12 protein-coding genes and 1 CRISPR repeat array are annotated in these 17,444 nt (G+C 66.5%); of the genes, 6 read left to right on the top strand and 6 right to left on the bottom strand.

All coding sequences use genetic code 11. The features are described 5' to 3' along the window. Nucleotides 1–176: 176 nt before the first annotated feature. From metK to murB, 3 genes are read left to right on the top strand one after another with little or no spacing between them, the layout of a single operon-like run. Nucleotides 177–1,385, top strand: coding sequence for a methionine adenosyltransferase (gene metK, locus B5D38_RS13500; protein ID WP_078708962.1), 1,209 nt, complete (start codon nt 177–179; stop codon nt 1,383–1,385). After that, the gene (trmB, locus tag B5D38_RS13495; protein ID WP_078708961.1) at nt 1,382–2,122 is read left to right on the top strand and encodes a tRNA (guanine(46)-N(7))-methyltransferase TrmB; all 741 of its coding nucleotides are present in this window, start codon (nt 1,382–1,384) and stop codon (nt 2,120–2,122) included. Before metK ends, trmB begins: the two co-directional genes overlap by 4 nt. Before the next feature lie 31 nt (nt 2,123–2,153). Further along, nucleotides 2,154–3,152 (top strand): UDP-N-acetylmuramate dehydrogenase, encoded by a 999-nt coding sequence (gene murB, locus B5D38_RS13490; RefSeq protein WP_280949392.1) that lies wholly within the window; start codon nt 2,154–2,156, stop codon nt 3,150–3,152. A gap of 5 nt (nt 3,153–3,157) precedes the next feature. Here murB and otsB read toward each other — a convergent pair whose 3' ends face one another. After that, nucleotides 3,158–3,907: a trehalose-phosphatase gene (gene otsB / locus B5D38_RS13485; RefSeq protein WP_078709098.1), complete on the bottom strand. Its 750-nt coding sequence runs from the start codon at nt 3,905–3,907 to the stop codon at nt 3,158–3,160. A 79-nt stretch (nt 3,908–3,986) separates the two neighbouring features. Between otsB and B5D38_RS13480 the strand changes: the two genes are divergently transcribed. Beyond that, nucleotides 3,987–5,066: an oxidoreductase gene (locus B5D38_RS13480; RefSeq protein ID WP_078708959.1), complete on the top strand. Its 1,080-nt coding sequence runs from the start codon at nt 3,987–3,989 to the stop codon at nt 5,064–5,066. Between the two features lie 95 nt (nt 5,067–5,161). On the opposite strand, the gene ptsG is transcribed toward B5D38_RS13480, so the two are convergent. From ptsG to B5D38_RS13465, 3 genes are all read right to left on the bottom strand, one after another. Next, on the bottom strand, nt 5,162–6,931 hold the full coding sequence (ptsG, locus tag B5D38_RS13475; protein WP_078708958.1) for a PTS glucose transporter subunit IIBC: 1,770 nt from the start codon (nt 6,929–6,931) through the stop codon (nt 5,162–5,164). An 11-nt stretch (nt 6,932–6,942) separates the two neighbouring features. Next, on the bottom strand, nt 6,943–9,540 hold the full coding sequence (gene ptsP / locus B5D38_RS13470; protein ID WP_207552950.1) for a phosphoenolpyruvate--protein phosphotransferase: 2,598 nt from the start codon (nt 9,538–9,540) through the stop codon (nt 6,943–6,945). Nucleotides 9,541–9,684: 144 nt separating this feature from the next. Then, entirely contained in the window at nt 9,685–10,707 is a 1,023-nt protein-coding gene (locus B5D38_RS13465) for a LacI family DNA-binding transcriptional regulator (protein ID WP_078708957.1), read from the bottom strand. 722 nt (nt 10,708–11,429) lie between these two features. After that, nucleotides 11,430–13,252: a CRISPR direct-repeat array (repeat unit 32 nt; unit sequence GTCGCCCCCCGCACGGGGGCGTGGATCGAAAC). Between the two features lie 212 nt (nt 13,253–13,464). On the opposite strand from B5D38_RS13465, the gene B5D38_RS13460 reads away from it, so the two are divergent. Further along, nucleotides 13,465–14,217 (top strand): GntR family transcriptional regulator, encoded by a 753-nt coding sequence (locus B5D38_RS13460; protein ID WP_078708956.1) that lies wholly within the window; start codon nt 13,465–13,467, stop codon nt 14,215–14,217. On the opposite strand, the gene B5D38_RS13455 is transcribed toward B5D38_RS13460, so the two are convergent. Together B5D38_RS13455 and B5D38_RS13450 are read right to left on the bottom strand one after the other, a co-directional pair. Then, nucleotides 14,177–15,592 carry an FGGY-family carbohydrate kinase gene (locus B5D38_RS13455; RefSeq protein WP_078708955.1) on the bottom strand — a complete coding sequence of 472 codons (1,416 nt, stop codon included), beginning with the start codon at nt 15,590–15,592 and terminating at the stop codon, nt 14,177–14,179. The genes B5D38_RS13460 and B5D38_RS13455 overlap by 41 nt on opposite strands. 8 nt (nt 15,593–15,600) lie before the next feature. Beyond that, nucleotides 15,601–16,395 (bottom strand): class I fructose-bisphosphate aldolase, encoded by a 795-nt coding sequence (locus B5D38_RS13450; RefSeq protein WP_078708954.1) that lies wholly within the window; start codon nt 16,393–16,395, stop codon nt 15,601–15,603. 415 nt (nt 16,396–16,810) lie between these two features. Here B5D38_RS13450 and B5D38_RS13445 point away from each other — a divergent pair. Further along, on the top strand, nt 16,811–17,444 hold a 634-nt coding region (locus B5D38_RS13445; RefSeq protein ID WP_116002735.1), incomplete at its 3' end, for a substrate-binding domain-containing protein.

Here is a 17,444-nt window from a genome sequence, read left to right as displayed (position 1 = left end):
GAAGGCGTTGTCGGTCTGTCAAGCCCGCGCCAGCACGAGAGTCCTTCGTGCGGGCGGGTCGGATTGGGCCTTGGTGACGGTTTTCCAACACATCATCCGATGATTTTTGCGTGGTCGCGGCTCGATCGCGGCGGCGGATGAGGCCGGTCCATGTGGCGTTCAGAAAGAGAGTAACGATGGCGCGCAGCGAGTATCTCTTCACCAGCGAAAGCGTTTCAGAAGGTCATCCGGACAAGGTTTGCGACCGCATTTCGGACGAAGTGGTCGATCTGTTTTATCGTGAGGCCAAGAAGACCGGCATGGACCCGGCTCTCGTCCGCGTCGCCTGTGAAACCCTGGCCACGACGAATCGCATCGTCATAGCGGGCGAGGTGCGCTGCTCAATCGACGAGAAGAAGATTCGCTCGAAGGTCAAGGCGGTCGCCCGGCGCGCCGTCAAGTCGATCGGATACGAACAGAACGGCTTCAGCTGGAAGACGGCGAAGATCGACGTTCTTCTCCATGCCCAGTCCGCCGACATCGCTCTGGGTGTCGACGCCTCGGGCAACAAGGATGAGGGCGCTGGCGATCAGGGCATCATGTTCGGCTACGCCTGCCGCGAGACGCCCGAGCTCATGCCCGCGCCGATCTACTACGCCCACAAGATCCTGGAGCGGCTGGCCAAGGCGCGCAAGGATGGCGAGGGCGAGGCGGTCAAGCTCGGGCCGGATGCCAAGAGCCAAGTGACGATCCGTTACGAGAACGGCCAGCCGGCCGAAGTGGTCTCCCTCGTTCTTTCCACCCAGCATCTCGACCCCGACCTGACCTCGGAAGACGTGCGCCGCATCGTCGAGCCCTATGTGCGCGAGGTCTTCGGCGAACTTCGGATCGCGGAAGACTGCAAGTGGCATGTCAATCCCACGGGCAAGTTCGTCATCGGCGGCCCGGACGGCGATGCCGGCCTCACCGGCCGCAAGATCATCGTCGACACTTATGGCGGCGCGGCGCCGCATGGCGGCGGCGCCTTCTCCGGCAAGGACCCGACCAAGGTCGACCGCTCGGCCGCCTATGCCGCGCGCTATCTCGCCAAGAACGTTGTCGCCGCCAAGCTCGCCGAGCGCTGCACCATCCAGCTCTCCTATGCCATCGGCGTCGCCGAACCTCTGTCGATCTATGTCGATCTCCACGGCACGGGGGCCGTGCCGGAGGAGAAGCTTGAAAAGGCGCTGCGGGAGGTGATGGACCTCAGCCCGCGCGGCATTCGCGAGCATCTGCAGCTCACCAAGCCGATCTATGCCAAGACCAGCGCATACGGCCATTTCGGTCGCCGGAGCGGGCGCGACGGTTCCTTCTCGTGGGAGCGGACAGACCTGATCCGCGACCTGAAGGCGGCGCTCTCCGCTTGAGTTCCGAGGACGAGACAGGGGCTGGCGAGCCGCGCCGGCCCGACTACCCCACGCGGGCGCGCGAAGCGTTCTTCGGGCGCCTGAAGGGGCCGAAGCTGCGGCCGCACCAGGCCGCGCTTCTCGAAGACCTTCTGCCGCGCTACCGTCTCGATCTTCCGCCTCAGGGCGAGGAGGTCAGCACCGACCGGCTCTTTGCCGCGCCGGTCACCGAGCTTCGCCTGGAGATCGGATTCGGCGGTGGCGAGCATCTTTTCGCCGATGCCGCGCGCGAGACCGGATCGGGCTTCATCGGCGCCGAACCCTTCGTCAACGGCATGGCGAAGATGCTGGCGGCGCTGGACAAGACGCCGCTCGCCAACCTCCGCCTTTTCCAGGACGACGCGACGCAGCTTCTCGACCGCCTTCCAGCGGCAAGCGTCAGCGAGATCGACCTGCTCTATCCCGATCCCTGGCCAAAGCGGCGCCACTGGAAGCGCAGATTCGTCAGCGAAACAAACCTCGATCGCATGGCGCGCGTCCTGAAGCCCGGCGGCCTCTTTCGCTTCGCCTCCGACATCGAGAGCTACGTCGACTGGACGCTGCTCAAGACGGCCGCCCACCCTGCCTTCGCCTGGACGGCGCGACGGGCGCAGGATTGGCACCAGCCGTTTCCGCACTGGCAGGGAACGCGCTACGAGGCCAAGGCCATCCGGGAGGGGCGGCGCCCGGCCTATCTGACCTTTGAGCGCATGGCGTAGAATAGCCTTTACGGCGCGAGAGCACCGGGAGATGGGGCGCGGCATGGACGTGATTTCGAACTTCGACCTGACGGACCACAACACCTTTGGCCTTGGCTCGCGCGCTCAATACGGCGCCGTCGTCGCAGGCACCGAGGATATCGAGGCGATCGTCGAATTCGCCGCATCGGAGCGCCTGCCGCTCCATGTCATCGGCGGGGGCAGCAACGTTCTGCTGCGCGAGCGGATCGAGGGCGTCGTGGCCCTGATGGCCATCAAGGGGCGGCACGTCATCGGGCGGCAGGATGGCGGCGTTCTGGTAAAGGCCGAGGCCGGCGAGGACTGGCCGGACTTCGTCGAATGGGCGGTGCGGCAGGGGTTCGGCGGCCTCGAAAACCTTGCCGGCATTCCCGGTACGGTTGGCGCCGCGCCGGTCCAAAACATCGGCGCCTATGGCGTCGAGCTGAAAGACCGATTTCAATGCCTCACGGCCTATGACTGCCTGGAGCGGACGGTTTGCTCCTTCGGGCCTGAGGACTGCCGGTTCGCCTATCGCCACAGCGCCTTCAAGGAAGTCCCCGGCCGCTACGTGATTCTCGACGTCACGCTGGTCCTGCCCGAGCCGTGGCAGCCTATCCTCGGCTACAAGGGCCTCGACAGTCTGCCGGCTGACACCGATGTTTTGACCGTCATGGAGCGAGTGCTCGAACTGCGCCGTGGCAAGCTGCCCGACTGGCGGGTGCTCGGCAATGCCGGCTCGTTCTTTCACAACCCCATCGTCGCCGCGGAGGTCGCGGAGGGGATCGCCGGGGGGCCGAGGTACCCGCAGGCCGACGGCCGGGTGAAGCTGTCGGCCGCCTGGCTGATCGAGGCTTGCGGCCTCAAAGGGATGCGGCAAGGGGAGGCGGGTGTCCACGAGGGCCATGCCCTGATCCTCGTGAACCATGGCAAGGCCACCTATAGCGACCTCGACCGCCTCGCCTCGACCGTTCAGGCGGCGGTGAAAGAGCGCTTCGGCGTCGATCTCGTGCGCGAGCCGATCGCCGTCTGAACGGTTTAGGTTCTGAGGCCCAGCCAGCGGCGAACGGCGGCGACATCCTCAAGGCGGAATTCGGCGCAGGTTTGCGCTATGCCGACCTTGATCGAAACTCCGCCCTGTTCGCGCACGAAAGCCAGGGCGTGCTCGTCGGTCAGGTCGTCGCCGATGAAGACCGGACGCCGCCCGGCAAACGGCGGGCGCTGCATCAGGGCGGCAACGGCGCGGCCCTTGTCCATACCGGCGGGGTGAACCTCAATGACTCGCTTGCCGTCCATCACCACCAGATCGTCGCGCCCTGCGATGGCATCGCGCATGATCCGCTTGGCGGTTTCGTCGAGCTCCGGCGCGGTGCGGTAGTGCAGAACCAGCGCGGTGCCCTTGTCCTCGAAATTGAGGCCGGGCACGGCGGCGATGGCGGCGCGGATGCTCTCCCGCGCCTCGTCCAGCATCTCGGGCCCGCAGATCGGCTCGCTGGCGCCCTCCGGCTCGAGCCGCTGCTCCAGCCCATGCACACCCGCCGCCGAAAAGCGCAGCGGCGCGAGGAAGCGGTCGAGATCGACGATGCGCCGGCCGCTCACCAGCGCCAACGCGCCCGAGCAGGCGCGTTGCAGTTCGCCGAGATGGGCGATGAGCTCGCTCTCGACAGTGACGAGATCGGGATGGTCGGCCATTTCGATGAGGGTGCCGTCGAAATCGAGAAACAGGGCATCGCCCGAAGGGTCGATCACAGGAGGCTGACCGGAGGTTCGCACCGGATTAAAAAACATGGCAGAAAACCGCATTTGAGGGAAAGATCGTGGGCGAAGGCTTGGTCCGTCCACCGTTCAGGGAAGGCTCGAAACGGCCATGAAAACACTGTCTTCCAACCGCCCCGCGCGGGTCGGCCTCATCGGCTTCGGCTATGTCGGAAAGACGTTCCACATGCCGCTCTTGATGGGCAGCGAGGGCTATGAGATCCGCGTGGTCGCGTCCGGTCGGCCGGAGGCGGTGAAGGTCAGCCTGCCCGAGGTGCGCGTGGTCGCCGAGGCGGGCGAGGCGGTGACGCATCCTGACGTCGACCTCGTGGTCATCGCCACGCCCAACGAGACGCATGCCCCGCTCGCCGAGGCGGCGCTCGCCGCCGGCAAGCATGTCGTCGTCGACAAGCCGTTCACGGTGACGCTCGCCGAGGCCCGCCATCTGGTCGAGCTCGCCACGGCGAGCGATGGCCTGCTCTCCGTCTTCCAGAACCGGCGCTGGGACAGCGACTTCCTCACCGTCAAGGCCGCGATGGAATCCGGCAGCCTCGGCCATGTCGCGCTCTACGAGTCGCGAATCGAGCGCTATCGCCCTGCTGTGCGCGACCGCTGGCGTGAGGATGGGCGGCCAGGCTCCGGCCTGCTCTATGACCTCGGGCCGCATCTTATCGACCAGGCGCTGACCTTGTTCGGGCTTCCCGACGATCTGGAGGCGACGGTGCTGGCGCAACGGCCGGGCGCCAGGAGCGACGACTTCTTTCGCCTGACGCTGCGCTACGGCGCGCGGCTGGCCGTGCTCCAGGCGAGCGTGCTGGTGGCCGGCGGCGGGCGCCGCTTCGCCATCCACGGCGACAGGGCGAGCCTCGTCAAGGCCGAGCCGGATATTCAGGAAGACCAGCTCAAGAGCGGGATGATGCCGGGAACGAAGGGTTGGGGCGAGGACTCCGACGATGCCTGGCTGCACGTCGGAGAGACCGGCGAGGCGCGCCGCGTCAAGACGACGCCGGGCGATCAGCGCGGCTACTATGCCGCCTTGTTGAAGGCTCTGCGCGGCGAGGCGTCGAACCCCGTGCCGCCCGAGCAGGCCTCTGCCGTGATGGCGCTGATCGAGGCGGCGCTTCGCAGCCAGGATGAGGGCCGCCGCATCGTGCCGGAGCTGACCGTGGCTGAGCGAGCGGCCTGGAAATAGGACGGGGCAGGCCGCCGCTTGCGACCCGCCCTGCCATAAATTCATCTGGGTAAGGGGCGGGGCCGCCTTTCGCGACCCCGCTGTTTCTAGAAGGATCACGCCGCCAGGGCCTCGGCGACCTGAGGTGCGTCGTCGCCGATGATCAGCTGGTAGCTGCCATTGCCGAGCGTGGCGATGGCGCGGACCCCCGCGACCTTCGCCTTGGCCTGATTGAACTTCTTCGCGTCGGCCACCTCGATGCGGATGCGGCTGCCGGCCACCGCCTCGTAGGAGATGAAGTTGTCCCGGCCGCCCAGCGCCTCGATCAGGGCCTGGGCCTTTTCGATCGAAACGGCGGTGGGAGCACCCGCGACGTTACGGTTGGCCGCGCCCGGCGTGGGCACAGGACCCTCTGCCACCCCGCCATGGGCGGTGCGCAGATACTCCTCCATGTCGGTCTTCATGTTCTCCGACTGGGTGCCGAAGATCACCTGCAGCCCCTGGCCGACCACCATGACGCCGGCGGCGCCCATTTCCTTGAAGGTGGCCTGATTAACCTTGCCGATCTCTGCGACACCGACACGAAGCCGGGTGATGCAGGCATCGAGGTTGGTGATGTTGCCGGCCCCACCGAAGGCGTCGACCAGCTGGCGGGCGACGGCGAAGCGATCCCCAGCGCCGGCGGCGGCGCCAGCAACCGCGGTGCCCGCAGTCTCGTCCTCACGCCCCGGAGTCTTAAGGTTGAAGCGGCGGATGGCGAAGGTGAAGACGCCATAATAGACCGCAGCGTAGATCGGGCCGAGGATCAGCGTCATCCACCAGTTATGGGCGTTGGTGCCGAGAACGTTGAAGATCAGGAAGTCGATGCCACCCTGGGAGAAGGTGAAGCCCATGTGGATGTCGAGCGTGTTGGCGATGAACTGGGTCGAGGCGGCCAACACCGCATGGATGCCATAAAGCACCGGGGCGACGAAGAGGAATGAGAACTCGATCGGCTCGGTGATGCCGGTCAGGAACGAGGTCAGCGCCGCCGAGATCATGATGCCGCCGACGCGCACCCGGTTTTCCGGCTTGGCACAGCGCCAGATGGCGATGGCCGCCGCCGGCAGGCCCCACATCTTGAACAGGAAGGCGCCCGACAGGATGCCGGCGGTGGGATCGCCCGCGAAGAAGCGGTTGATGTCGCCATGGACCACTTCGCCGGCCGAGTTGGTGTAGGAACCGATCTCGAAGAAGAACGGCACGTTCCAGATGTGGTGGAGGCCGAAGGGCACGAGCAGGCGCTCGACGAAGGCGTAGATGCTGGCCGCCGTGCGCGGATCATTCTCCGCCGCCCAGTGTGAGAAGACGTCGATGCCGCCCTGCACCGTCGGCCAGATCAGCGACATGACCCCGCCCAGAACGATGGCGGCAAGGCCGGTGACGATGGGCACGAAGCGCTTGCCGGCGAAGAAGCCGAGATAGGACGGAAGCTGGATGCGATAGTAGCGGTTGAACATCACGGCGGCGAGAATGCCGACGATGATGCCGCCGAAGACGCCGGTCTGCATCGAGGGCATGCCGAGGACGTTGACCGGCTCGGCGCCGAGAACCGGGGCGAAGACGCCCATGGTTGCGAGCATCACCACGAAGCCGACGACCGCCGCCACCGCGGCCACGCCGTCATTCTTGGCAAGGCCCAACGCCACGCCCACGGCGAAAATCAAAGGCAGGTTGTCGAACACGGCGCCGCCGCCCTTCGCCATCACCGCCGAGACGATGGAGGGCATCCAGGAGAAGTTGGAGGCGCCGATGCCGAGCAAAAGGCCCGCGACGGGCAGCACGGCGACCGGCAGCATCACCGCCTTGCCGATCTGCTGGAGAATTCCAAATGCGGATTTGAACATGATGGTCCTCCTCAGACCTCGGGCCAGACGGTCGCCACCAGATGGCGGACGGCCTCACCCGATTCACATTTCAGGGCTTCTTGGGCGATTTCGGCGCAGCGCTTGCGATCGAGCGTGCGCACCAGCGCCTTGATTTCGGGAATGGCGCCGGCCGTGGCCGACAGCTCGGTGACGCCGAGGCCGATCAGCAGCGGCGCCGCCTTCGGGAAGGAGGCGAGCGAGCCGCAGACGCCGACCCATCTGCCGTGCGCCTTGGCGCCTTCGGCGGCCAGTCCGATCAGCCGCAGGACGGCTGGGTGGAACGGGTCGAGCTGGTCGGCGAGATGCGAGCTCATCCGGTCCATGGCGAGCGTGTACTGGGTGAGGTCGTTGGTGCCTACGGAGAAGAAGTCGGCTTCCCTTGCGAACTGACTGGCGGTCAGCGCCGCGGACGGCACCTCGACCATGATTCCGACCTCGATCGGCGTTGTCCTGCCGAGCGACTGCATCTCCTCGTCGATGACCCGGCGTACGCGGCGCAGGTCCTCGAGCGTCGCCACCATGGGCAGCAGGAGCTTCGCCTGACCGAAGGGTTCGACCCTGAGGATGGCGCGAATCTGCGTTCTGAGCAGGTCCGGCTGCCACAGGCTCATGCGCACGCCGCGCATGCCGAGCGCCGGATTGTCCTCTCTCGGCAGGCCGACATAGGGAACGTCCTTGTCGGCGCCCGCGTCGAGCGTGCGGATGATTAGCGGGCGGCCTTCGAGACCTGTGGCGATGGCCTGATAATGCTCGAGCTGCTCGTCCTCGCTCGGCGCCGTTGCGCGGTCGAGAAAGAGGAACTCCGAGCGCATCAGGCCGCAGCCCTCCGCGCCATTCTCCAGCGCGGCCGCCACATCGGCCGGACCGCCCAGATTGGCTACCACCTCGATGCGCGTCCCGTCGGTCATGAACGCAGGCTCGTGGCTCGCAGCTCGACTTGCCGCGAGGCGCGCCTTCCGGCTGGCGACCCCTTCCTTGATCGAGGCGAGGTCCCCGGCCGGCGGGTTGATGCGCGCCACGCCCTGATCGGCGTCGACGACGACCGGCTGGTCATCGGGAACGCTGAGAGCGGCGGGGCCGGCCGCGACGATCGTCGGGATGCCCTTGCTGGCGGCCAGGATCGACACATGCGCCGTGGTGCCGCCCTCGGCCAAAACGATGCCGGCGATCCGCGAGGCATCGAACTGGGCGAACTGCGAGGGCAGGATGTCCGCGGCAAAGAGCACCGCCGCCTCGGGCAGACGCGCGGCGCTGCTTTCCTTGCCGAGGAGAACGGCCAAGACCTGATGGCGGATGTCCTCGAGGTCGGCGACGCGCTCGGCCAGAACCTTGTTTCCGAGCTTGCGAAGCGCGGCGGTCTGCTGGTCGATGGCGGCCTTCCAGGCAAAAGCGGCGCTCTTGCCCTGATGAATGAAGCCTTCGGCATCCTTGCGCAGGTCGGGATCTTCCACGAAGGAAAGATGAGCTGCCATGATGTCGGCCTGCTGACCCGTGCTCGACGCCATTGTGCGCCGGATGGTCTCGGCGGTCCTGGACAGGGCGGAGTGCAGCGAGGTCCGCTCGGCCTCTATGCCGGCGCCTTCCTCCTCGATGTCGAATTCCTCCAGGGCGACGCGCACCGACGTGCCGAGCGCAAGGCCCGGCGCGGCCGTCATGCCCCGAACTTCGAGCGCCTCACCCGGTGCCAGCGGCACGATGGCCTCGTCCGCCGGCTCGGCTTTTTGGGCCGTCGCCGGCTGTTCCTTCCCGGCCACCGAGGCGTCTTTTGCGGACGCATCGGCCTCGCTGGCCGCGCCGAGCTTTTCGGCGATGGCGCGCACGGTCGCCTCGGCGTCGACGCCGTTCGCCTCGATGGTCAGAACATCGTCGAACTGGGCATCGAGCAGCATCAGGCCGACGGGGCTTGCCGCGCTCGCGGAGCGATCGCCGAAGCGGATGATAACCTCCGAGGAGGCCGCCTTGGCAATCTCGGCGACCATGCCCGCCGGGCGGGCATGAATGCCGTTGGGGTCGCGAATGCGCGCCGACATGCGGAAGGAGGGCCCCCCCGCTGCCTGACGGGTCCCGATGCCCGCCGAGATCGGCGCGATCCGCGCCAGACTCTCACCGGTTGCGACAAGCCGATCTGTGGCTGGCGGTGTGAAGGAGAAATCCTCGCCGTTCGTCAGAACGACCGGCACCACCAGGCTCCGGACGAGCTGCGCCAGCACGTCCATGTCGAAGCTGATCAGCCGATCGCCTTGCCGCACCCGGTCGCCTTCCGCCACATGGGCGGTGAAGCCTTCGCCCTTGAGCCCGACGGTATCGAGTCCCAGGTGCATCAGCACCTCGGCGCCGTTGTCGGCCTTCAACGTGACGGCGTGGCGGGCGCGATGCAGGGACGTCACGCAGCCGTCGAAGGGCGCCCTCAGCGTTGCCTCCGTCGGGTCGATCGCGAAGCCGTCGCCGAGGATCCGGCCGCTGAACACCGGGTCCGGAACCTCGGTGATCGGCATCAGCCAGCCGGCGAGCGGCGCTTTCAGGTCAATCGCTCCCATCGCGTCCTCCGGTGTTGTTCCGGCGGACACGGCCATAACTTTCTGGTCCATGTATTCCCCTTGAATTATGGGGCCGCCGGCTTCATGGGTATTCCGCCAAGAATCGACACTCCACCCGGCCCTGTTTTTTAGGTTCCTTTGAGCACTATCGGCTTGATCGTATTCCTTTCAGGGCTCCGCTCCGCGCGCCGTTCCTCAGAGGGATCGGCGAGGCGGCTGGGCGCTATCACGAAAAATCAGTTCGACGGGGCGCACTTCCTGCAGATCGGCGATCTCGCCCCCGTCTGCGAGGGCCGCGGCCATCTCCGCGACCCGCAGCCCAGCGCCGCGCACCGAGGCAGCGGTGGCGGTCAGCGACGGCTCAAAGGCTTCCGGCCGGATCACCGCCATGCCGTCGTCATGGGCAACGACCGAGATATCCGCGCCCACGGCGAGGCCGCAATCGCGGATAGCGCGCACGCAGCCGGATGCGAGATACATGCTGGCGCAGACGAAGGCCGTCGGCCGACGCTCTGCCGCCAGAAGGCGCCGAGCCCCGCGATAGGCGGCTTCCTCGGTCGCCGCGCCGGTGACAACGAGATGCTCCGGCACCGTCAGCCCATCCTTGGTGAAGGCGCTCAGCCAACCCACATGCCGGTGCTCGGCCGCCGTGAAGCGCGTATCGCCATTGATCAGCGCGATATCGCGATGGCCGAGCCCGATCAGGAGCTTGGTGGCGCGGCGGCAGCCGCTCTCGTTGTCGATGTCGAGATAGGCATAGGGGATGGAGCTGGCGGTGCGCCCGAACGCCACCACCTGAAGCCCGAGATGCGACAGGAGGCGGATGCGCAGATCCTCGACCTCGAGAGCCCCGAGGATCATCACGTCGACCGCCTTGCTGCGGGCGAGGCGCCGATAGGCCGCCTCCTCGCCGTCGAAGGCAGAAGATACGAAAAGGTCCCGCCGGCACTGGACGGCGCCGTCGGCGACGCCCGCGACAAACTCCGCGAACAGCGGATCGGCGAAGGGGTTCTCGGCGATCGGGAACATGATGCCGAGCGCGCCCGTCCGTCCCGTCGCAAGACGCTGCGCATTGGCGTTGGGCGCGTAGTTGAAGCGCCGGGCCGCTTCCATTACCCGGTTGCGGGTTTCCTCGTTGACGTCCGAAAAGCCGTTGAGCGCGCGGCTCACCGTCGTCTTCGACAGTCCGAGGTGCTGGGAGAGTTCCTTGAGGTTCATCGCCGCTCTCAGGCCCGGACTGAGGCGGCCGACCGGGTGAACGTTGCGGTGAGGCTGTGCGGGCCGCGCCGTGTTCCCCTGTCGATGTTGGTTGATTGGGTCATGGTGCCTCCCAGCACTCCGTGCGGAAGAGCGCCTTGCTGCTCGCCGCAGGAAGTCTCGTAGCAGAATCCAAACCGGTTTGGAAGGCGGTTAGCGCGCCGCAAGAAGCGTACAAGAGCGCGTCCAGAGCCGGCTTCGGGGAATTCGACCGGATCGCCTGCGGCAATCTTACGCATGGCGCCAGCACAAAATCAGCACGAGAGGCAAGTGACGGCGCCTGATGCCGCTGCTTTGCTGGCAGATGGTCTGGGGAACAGGATCGGCGCACGGCCACGGCGCTCAGTTTTGCCCGGCAGGGAGCGCCAAAGGCACCGTGATCGGCGTGAGGAGTGGGCGTCCAAATCGGTTTGGATGCCGATAAGCTCAAGGAGCCAGGTTGGATGACGTTCAGGGCCGCCTGAAGGCGCGGGGGCGGCGCGCGTGCGACCGGCATGGTGTTGCCGCGCGAACCCTAAGCGTGCCGGACATCGCCGGGAGGTTCGCGCTGGGTGTAAGTCGCGGACATCATTGGACAATCCGAAGTAGGGCCTGATCCAGTGGCCGAGGCGGCGCGACCGTCTCGTATCGTTCGCGCAGCCGGGATCATTCCGCCTGGCGTATCAAAGCGCTATTTAAAGGCCGTCGCCCCCCGCACGGGGGCGTGGATCGAAACCGTCCTTGGGCGCAGGGACGGGAAAACAGCCAAGCGTCGCCCCCCGCACGGGGGCGTGGATCGAAACGTACGTCAGCGGCTGCGAAGCGGTCCCAAAGCCGTCGCCCCCCGCACGGGGGCGTGGATCGAAACGACTAGACGGGCATACCAGGCCGCCGCGTCTCCTGCGTCGCCCCCCGCACGGGGGCGTGGATCGAAACTGGCGTCACAACGAACTGAGCGTTGTTGCCATCGCGTCGCCCCCCGCACGGGGGCGTGGATCGAAACACGTAAAAGAAATAATACTCCGTCCACCAACCGAGTCGCCCCCCGCACGGGGGCGTGGATCGAAACAAGGTCCGTTGCGGCGGAGGATCGTGCCGGTGCGTCGCCCCCCGCACGGGGGCGTGGATCGAAACACGAAAAGCTTCGAAGGCTTGGTCTTCGAGGGAGGTCGCCCCCCGCACGGGGGCGTGGATCGAAACCGCTCCTCCTTGGGCGGCAGCGCACCCTTCTTCCGTCGCCCCCCGCACGGGGGCGTGGATCGAAACTGGATAGACGATGTAATGATCTGCTCAATGTAATGTCGCCCCCCGCACGGGGGCGTGGATCGAAACGGCCAAGGTGCCAGCCGAGCAGCAGGCGGCGACGGTCGCCCCCCGCACGGGGGCGTGGATCGAAACACGAAGATCGAGAACGCCCTGACGCGCTATATCGTCGCCCCCCGCACGGGGGCGTGGATCGAAACTCGTCGGCCGGGCGATCGGCGGCATGGTCACGAGGTCGCCCCCCGCACGGGGGCGTGGATCGAAACGCCTACAGCCGGGTCGCAGCCTGACGACAAGCAGGCGTCGCCCCCCGCACGGGGGCGTGGATCGAAACGCTGGCCGATGCCATCGATGTTCAAAACATCACTGTCGCCCCCCGCACGGGGGCGTGGATCGAAACTGCTCCGCGCGGCTCATAACGGCCCCAGCAACGCGTCGCCCCCCGCACGGGGGCGTGGATCGAAACTGAGAAAGCCGAATTTGTTGAAGCGAACAAGGCGTCGCCCCCCGCACGGGGGCGTGGATCGAAACCATATTTTGATACATGAGGTGTTGCTCGGGCTTGGTCGCCCCCCGCACGGGGGCGTGGATCGAAACCGCAGGGCGCATTTTCCATGGTTCGCAAGCCGCGTCGCCCCCCGCACGGGGGCGTGGATCGAAACGGGGAGCTTGACGGGAGTCTTGCACTCGGCGGTGATGTCGCCCCCCGCACGGGGGCGTGGATCGAAACCATCCAGTCATTGGCGCCGTTGTCCGCAATATCTAGGTCGCCCCCCGCACGGGGGCGTGGATCGAAACGTCAGTACCTAGTGCGTCAAAATCAACACCCTGACGGTCGCCCCCCGCACGGGGGCGTGGATCGAAACCAGAGCCCGTCAGGCGCTCGCATCCGCTACCCGGTCGCCCCCCGCACGGGGGCGTGGATCGAAACTGCTCAAACGGCGTCGCGATCTCGCCGACAGCGGGGTCGCCCCCCGCACGGGGGCGTGGATCGAAACCGAAGACGCGCCGATCAGTGAGACGGCGTTCTGCGTCGCCCCCCGCACGGGGGCGTGGATCGAAACACGGCCTACACCTCATCCGACAACATCGGCACCTGTCGCCCCTCGTACGGGGGCGTGGATCGAAACAGGATATCTGCGCCGCCGGGCGCGCCGTACCCCTGGTCGCCCCTCGTACGAGGGCGTGGATCGAAACCCAGGCGGCCCGCTCGGTCGTCTGCCCCTCGGCATGTCGCCCCTCGTACGGGGGCGTGGATCGAAACGTCGCTCGACCGCCAGCACTACCATTTGATCATCGTCGCCCCTCGTACGGGGCGTGGATCGAACCCTGCTAGGCCCTCTCTGGCCATTTCAGTGCGTCGTCGCCCTACGAGACGCGCCATGCGCATCGCGGGAAATGGCTTTCCATTCTCTGGGCTGGATGCGCGGAATGCATGGATGTAATCTATGTACGGACAAATAAGCCCAGGGCCCCATGGACCGTATCGATCGCACAGCAGCGACCCCCTATTACCAGCAGCTCGCAGACATTCTGTTGCGTCAGATCAATGAGGGGCGCTACGTCCCCGACGATCGTCTGCCGTCGGAGAGCGAGCTTTGCCGGGAGTTCGACCTATCGCGATCGACCGTGCGCGAAACGCTGCGCAGCCTGCAGGATCAGCGCATCATCAAGATGGTGCCGCGCCGCGGCGCCTTCGTCGCCAAGGGCATCGATCGCGGCTGGATGCTCCAGGTCACCAGCGGCTTTTTCGATTACGAGGCCCACCAGGGAGGCAAGCGGGTGGCCACCAGCGTCATTCGTGCCGCCTTCGAACAGTCGTCCCCTTCCGTCGCCGATCTTCTGGAGTTGGAGGGACAACCGACGATCTTCTCGCTGGAACGCGTGCGCGCGCTGGACGATGTTCCGGTTCTGCGTTCGATCAACTACATGCCCGCAGCCGTGGGCGAAGCGCTGATCGGAAAGCCGGTGCTGCAAGGAAAGGACTCGCTCAACCGGACGCTGCGCGCGCTCGGCTACTCGATCTCCTCGGCGCGGCGCGAGGTGGAAGCGGTGACCGTGCCGGACGAGATCGCCGAGAGCCTGAGGCTTGCCCCCGGCTCGCCGGTTCTTCTGATCCGTTCCATCTCGCGGGATGAAAACGGAGTGCCGTTCGACTTCTACCGCTCCTATGTCCGCAGCGATCTCGTCACGATCGCGGTGGATGCGAGAGCCCTAGAAGACGGCTGATCGGCTCCTTGGCGTCGCGATAGCGGGCCTCGTGGATCTCGGCCGCGGCGCGGTCCGGCGGGAACAGCGCGGTGTCGAGCGTCCGGGCGATGGGGTGTCCGCTTCCCCGCGCTGCCAGAAACGCCGCGCCCAGCGCCACCAGCTCCGGCTCGTTGACCCGGTGGATGGTCTGGCCAAGAACGTTTGCTCTGAGGCGGACAAATGCGTCGGACCGGCTCCAGCCTCCGGTCGTGTAGAATGCGCCGGCAGGGATGCCTGCCCGCTTCATCTCCTCGACGATCCGTCGCGCGGCAAAGGTCACGGCTTCCAGAAGCTGCCAAACCGTGCCCGGTTCGCCTGACTGCAGCGCCCCGGTCAATGCCTCGGGTCTCGCCTCTCCGCCGATCAGCGCCGCGGCCTGCTCCCTGCCGCTGAAGGCGTGCTCCGGCCAGCCACGGTCGAGAAGATCGCGCAGCGCAGGGCCCGGCACCGCTCGAAGCTGGGACGCCAGTTCGAAGACGTAAAGGCAGGCTTCGCCAGCGGGTGCGAGCAAGGCCGTCGAACGCACGAGAGGGGGATGGTGCTGCACGCACGTTCCCGTTTCCGCGTGAAGCAGCTCGGCGGTTCCGAGCGAGTCGACGATCGCATCCGGAGCGCCGGCGCGGATCAGGGCCGCCGCCACCGGGTGGTCATGCCCGCCCGCAATGAGCGCCGCGCCGGGCGCGACGGCGCCGCGCAGAACGAGTGAACACTGCCCGCCCACGGTTCCGATCCGGCTCCCCGCCAGCGCCACGTCGGCAAGCGAGGGGGCGCGAGAGGCCTCCAGAAGTTCGGGAAGGAAGGCGCGCCGGGAAATGTCGTAACATCCGCTGCGCACCGCCAGCGACTCGCTGAAGAATGGCCGATGGGCCCACTTGGCCAGGGGGTAGTCGGTGAGCGAAATCCACCACCGCCCCCGCGCGAACTCCTGCGGACGGTGGCGCGCCGACCACAGCCATTTTGCCGCCGTCCTCGTCGGATCAATGGCAATGCCCGTCCTTCCTTCCAGCGAGTGGTGTTCGGCTAGAAGTGCTGCCTCCGCCTCGGCCCGGCGGTCGAACCAGGGAATCGAATAGCCGACCGGCATGATGTCGCCATCGACCATGAGCCCATCCTCGCCAACGCCCGCGGCGCTGATGGCGAGGATGCGCCGGGGGGTCGAAAGACGCCGCCAGGCCCGCACGATCATGTCCTCGAGGACCGACGTCAAATAGGCTGCGTCTGTTTCGACCGCTCCCTCGGCCATGATCCGCGGCGTCGGGCGCGCCTCGGCGGCGAGCGTGGCGCCGCCAGCGTCGACGATCGCCACCTTGACGTTCGTCGAGCCGATGTCGATGCCGCAGAAAAGGCCGTCCATCTTCTGCCTCACCAGGCGCGCTTGAACTTTTCCCGGCTGACGCGCGCCAGCTCGCCGATCACGCGCTTGGCCTCGGCTTCCGGCCGCTGCCAGACCTTGCGGCCCACGACGAGACCCTGGGCTCCGGCGGAGATCGCCGCATCGGCATCCTTGATCGTGGAATCCGAGTCGCCCGACAAGGCGCCACCCGCCACGACGATCGGCACGCCAAGCTCTGCCACCAGCTTGCGGGTGCCTTCCGCGCCCGGGAAGGTGATCTTGATGATGTCCGCGCCGAGATCATAGGCGACGCGAGCAACTTCGAGTTCGGCTTCCAACACCTCTTCGCTGCGGGGAGCCGCGAGCAGGACCGGCTCGACCATCACCGGCATTTCCCAACGCGAAGCCTCGGAGATGACCCGGCCGATGCGCTCGCAATAGAGGACCTTCTCGGCGTCCGAGACGTTCCAGGGCAGCAACAGCTTGACGCAATCGACGCCAAGACGGACCGCGTCTTCCACCTGGGCAACCAGCGTTCCGGTCCCGGTCTCGGGCTTGCCGGTCGGCCAGAATGCGTCGATGGCCAGAACGCGCACCAGGGCAGGGTGCCGCGCAAGGTCGGCTTCGGTGGCGCGGACGATGCCGGTCGTCACCATGAAGCCGGTGATGTCTTCGCCCATGAAACGATGCATCACGTCGACCGGCGACTCCAGCGCCGGCACGCGCCCCCAAACGACGCCATGGTCGACGGGGACGATCAGGCACGCCCTGTCCGGCCGGAAGATGCGGTTCATGCGGTAGTTGGTGGAAAGGCGGTGCGCCATCGCTCGCTCCCAAATTGCGGACCACTTCGAAGATACCGCGACTGCAGCATCCAAATTGACCGTATTGTACGGACAAAAAACTTCTATGCTCTCGTTGTGTCTCCGTCAACGCCCTTGACAATGCGCCGAATCCACTCGTATCGTCATGTTTGTACGGACAATAACGGCATGCCGAGGCGCTGGACGCGCAACGCTGCGCGTGTTGCATCCGGCGGAGAATGACGGGAGGTCCGATCGATCCGACCAGTCGCGGCTCGTCCGACGGCATCGTGTCATCGGGAGTTGGTCTGTCCCCGTTTCGGGCGCAGATCGACAGGGCGGGATTGCGCTGATCGTTCAGATCGCCTCGCCATGGCGAATGCTCGTCTCGCAACCGGCGTGGGCGCGAGACATCCAACGGAAGTGGAGGAACATGATGCATAAACTGAAACTGCTGGCGGCAGCAGCGCTGGCGGCGGCCTCCTTCTCGAGCGGTGCGCTCGCCGATGGCCCCGATCGCGTCGGCATCACCGTCGGAACGCTCGGCAACCCATTCTTCGTGCCGCTTGTGCAGGGGATGAAGGACGCCATTCTCAAGGCCAATCCGAGCGCCGAGATCACGGTGGTCGGCGCGGACTACGAGCTCGCCAAGCAGTCGTCGCAGATCGACAATTTCATCGCCGCGGGCGCGAAGATGATCATGCTGAACGCTGTCGATCAGGTGGCCATCGCCCCCGCGGTCCAGCGCGCGAAGGCTGCGGGGATCGCGGTCGGCGCGGCGGATGTTTCGGCGGCCGGGGCGGACGTCACGGTCATGACCAACAATGTCCAGGCCGGGCAGATCGCCTGTCAGTATCTGATCGATCAGCTCAAGGGCAAGGGCGATGTCGTCATCATCAACGGCCCCCCGATCTCCTCGATTCAGGATCGCGTCACGGGCTGCAAGAAGGCCTTTGCCGACGCTCCCGGCATCAATGTCCTTTCCGACAACCAGGATGGCAAGGCGAGCCGCGAGGGTGGCTTCGCCGTGATGCAGGGGCTGCTCACCCGCTTCCCCAAGATCGACGGTG

The organism is Consotaella salsifontis (assembly GCF_900167365.1).
Lineage (GTDB): Bacteria > Pseudomonadota > Alphaproteobacteria > Rhizobiales > Rhizobiaceae > Consotaella > Consotaella salsifontis.
This window is presented reverse-complemented; position numbering and strand designations above follow the sequence as displayed.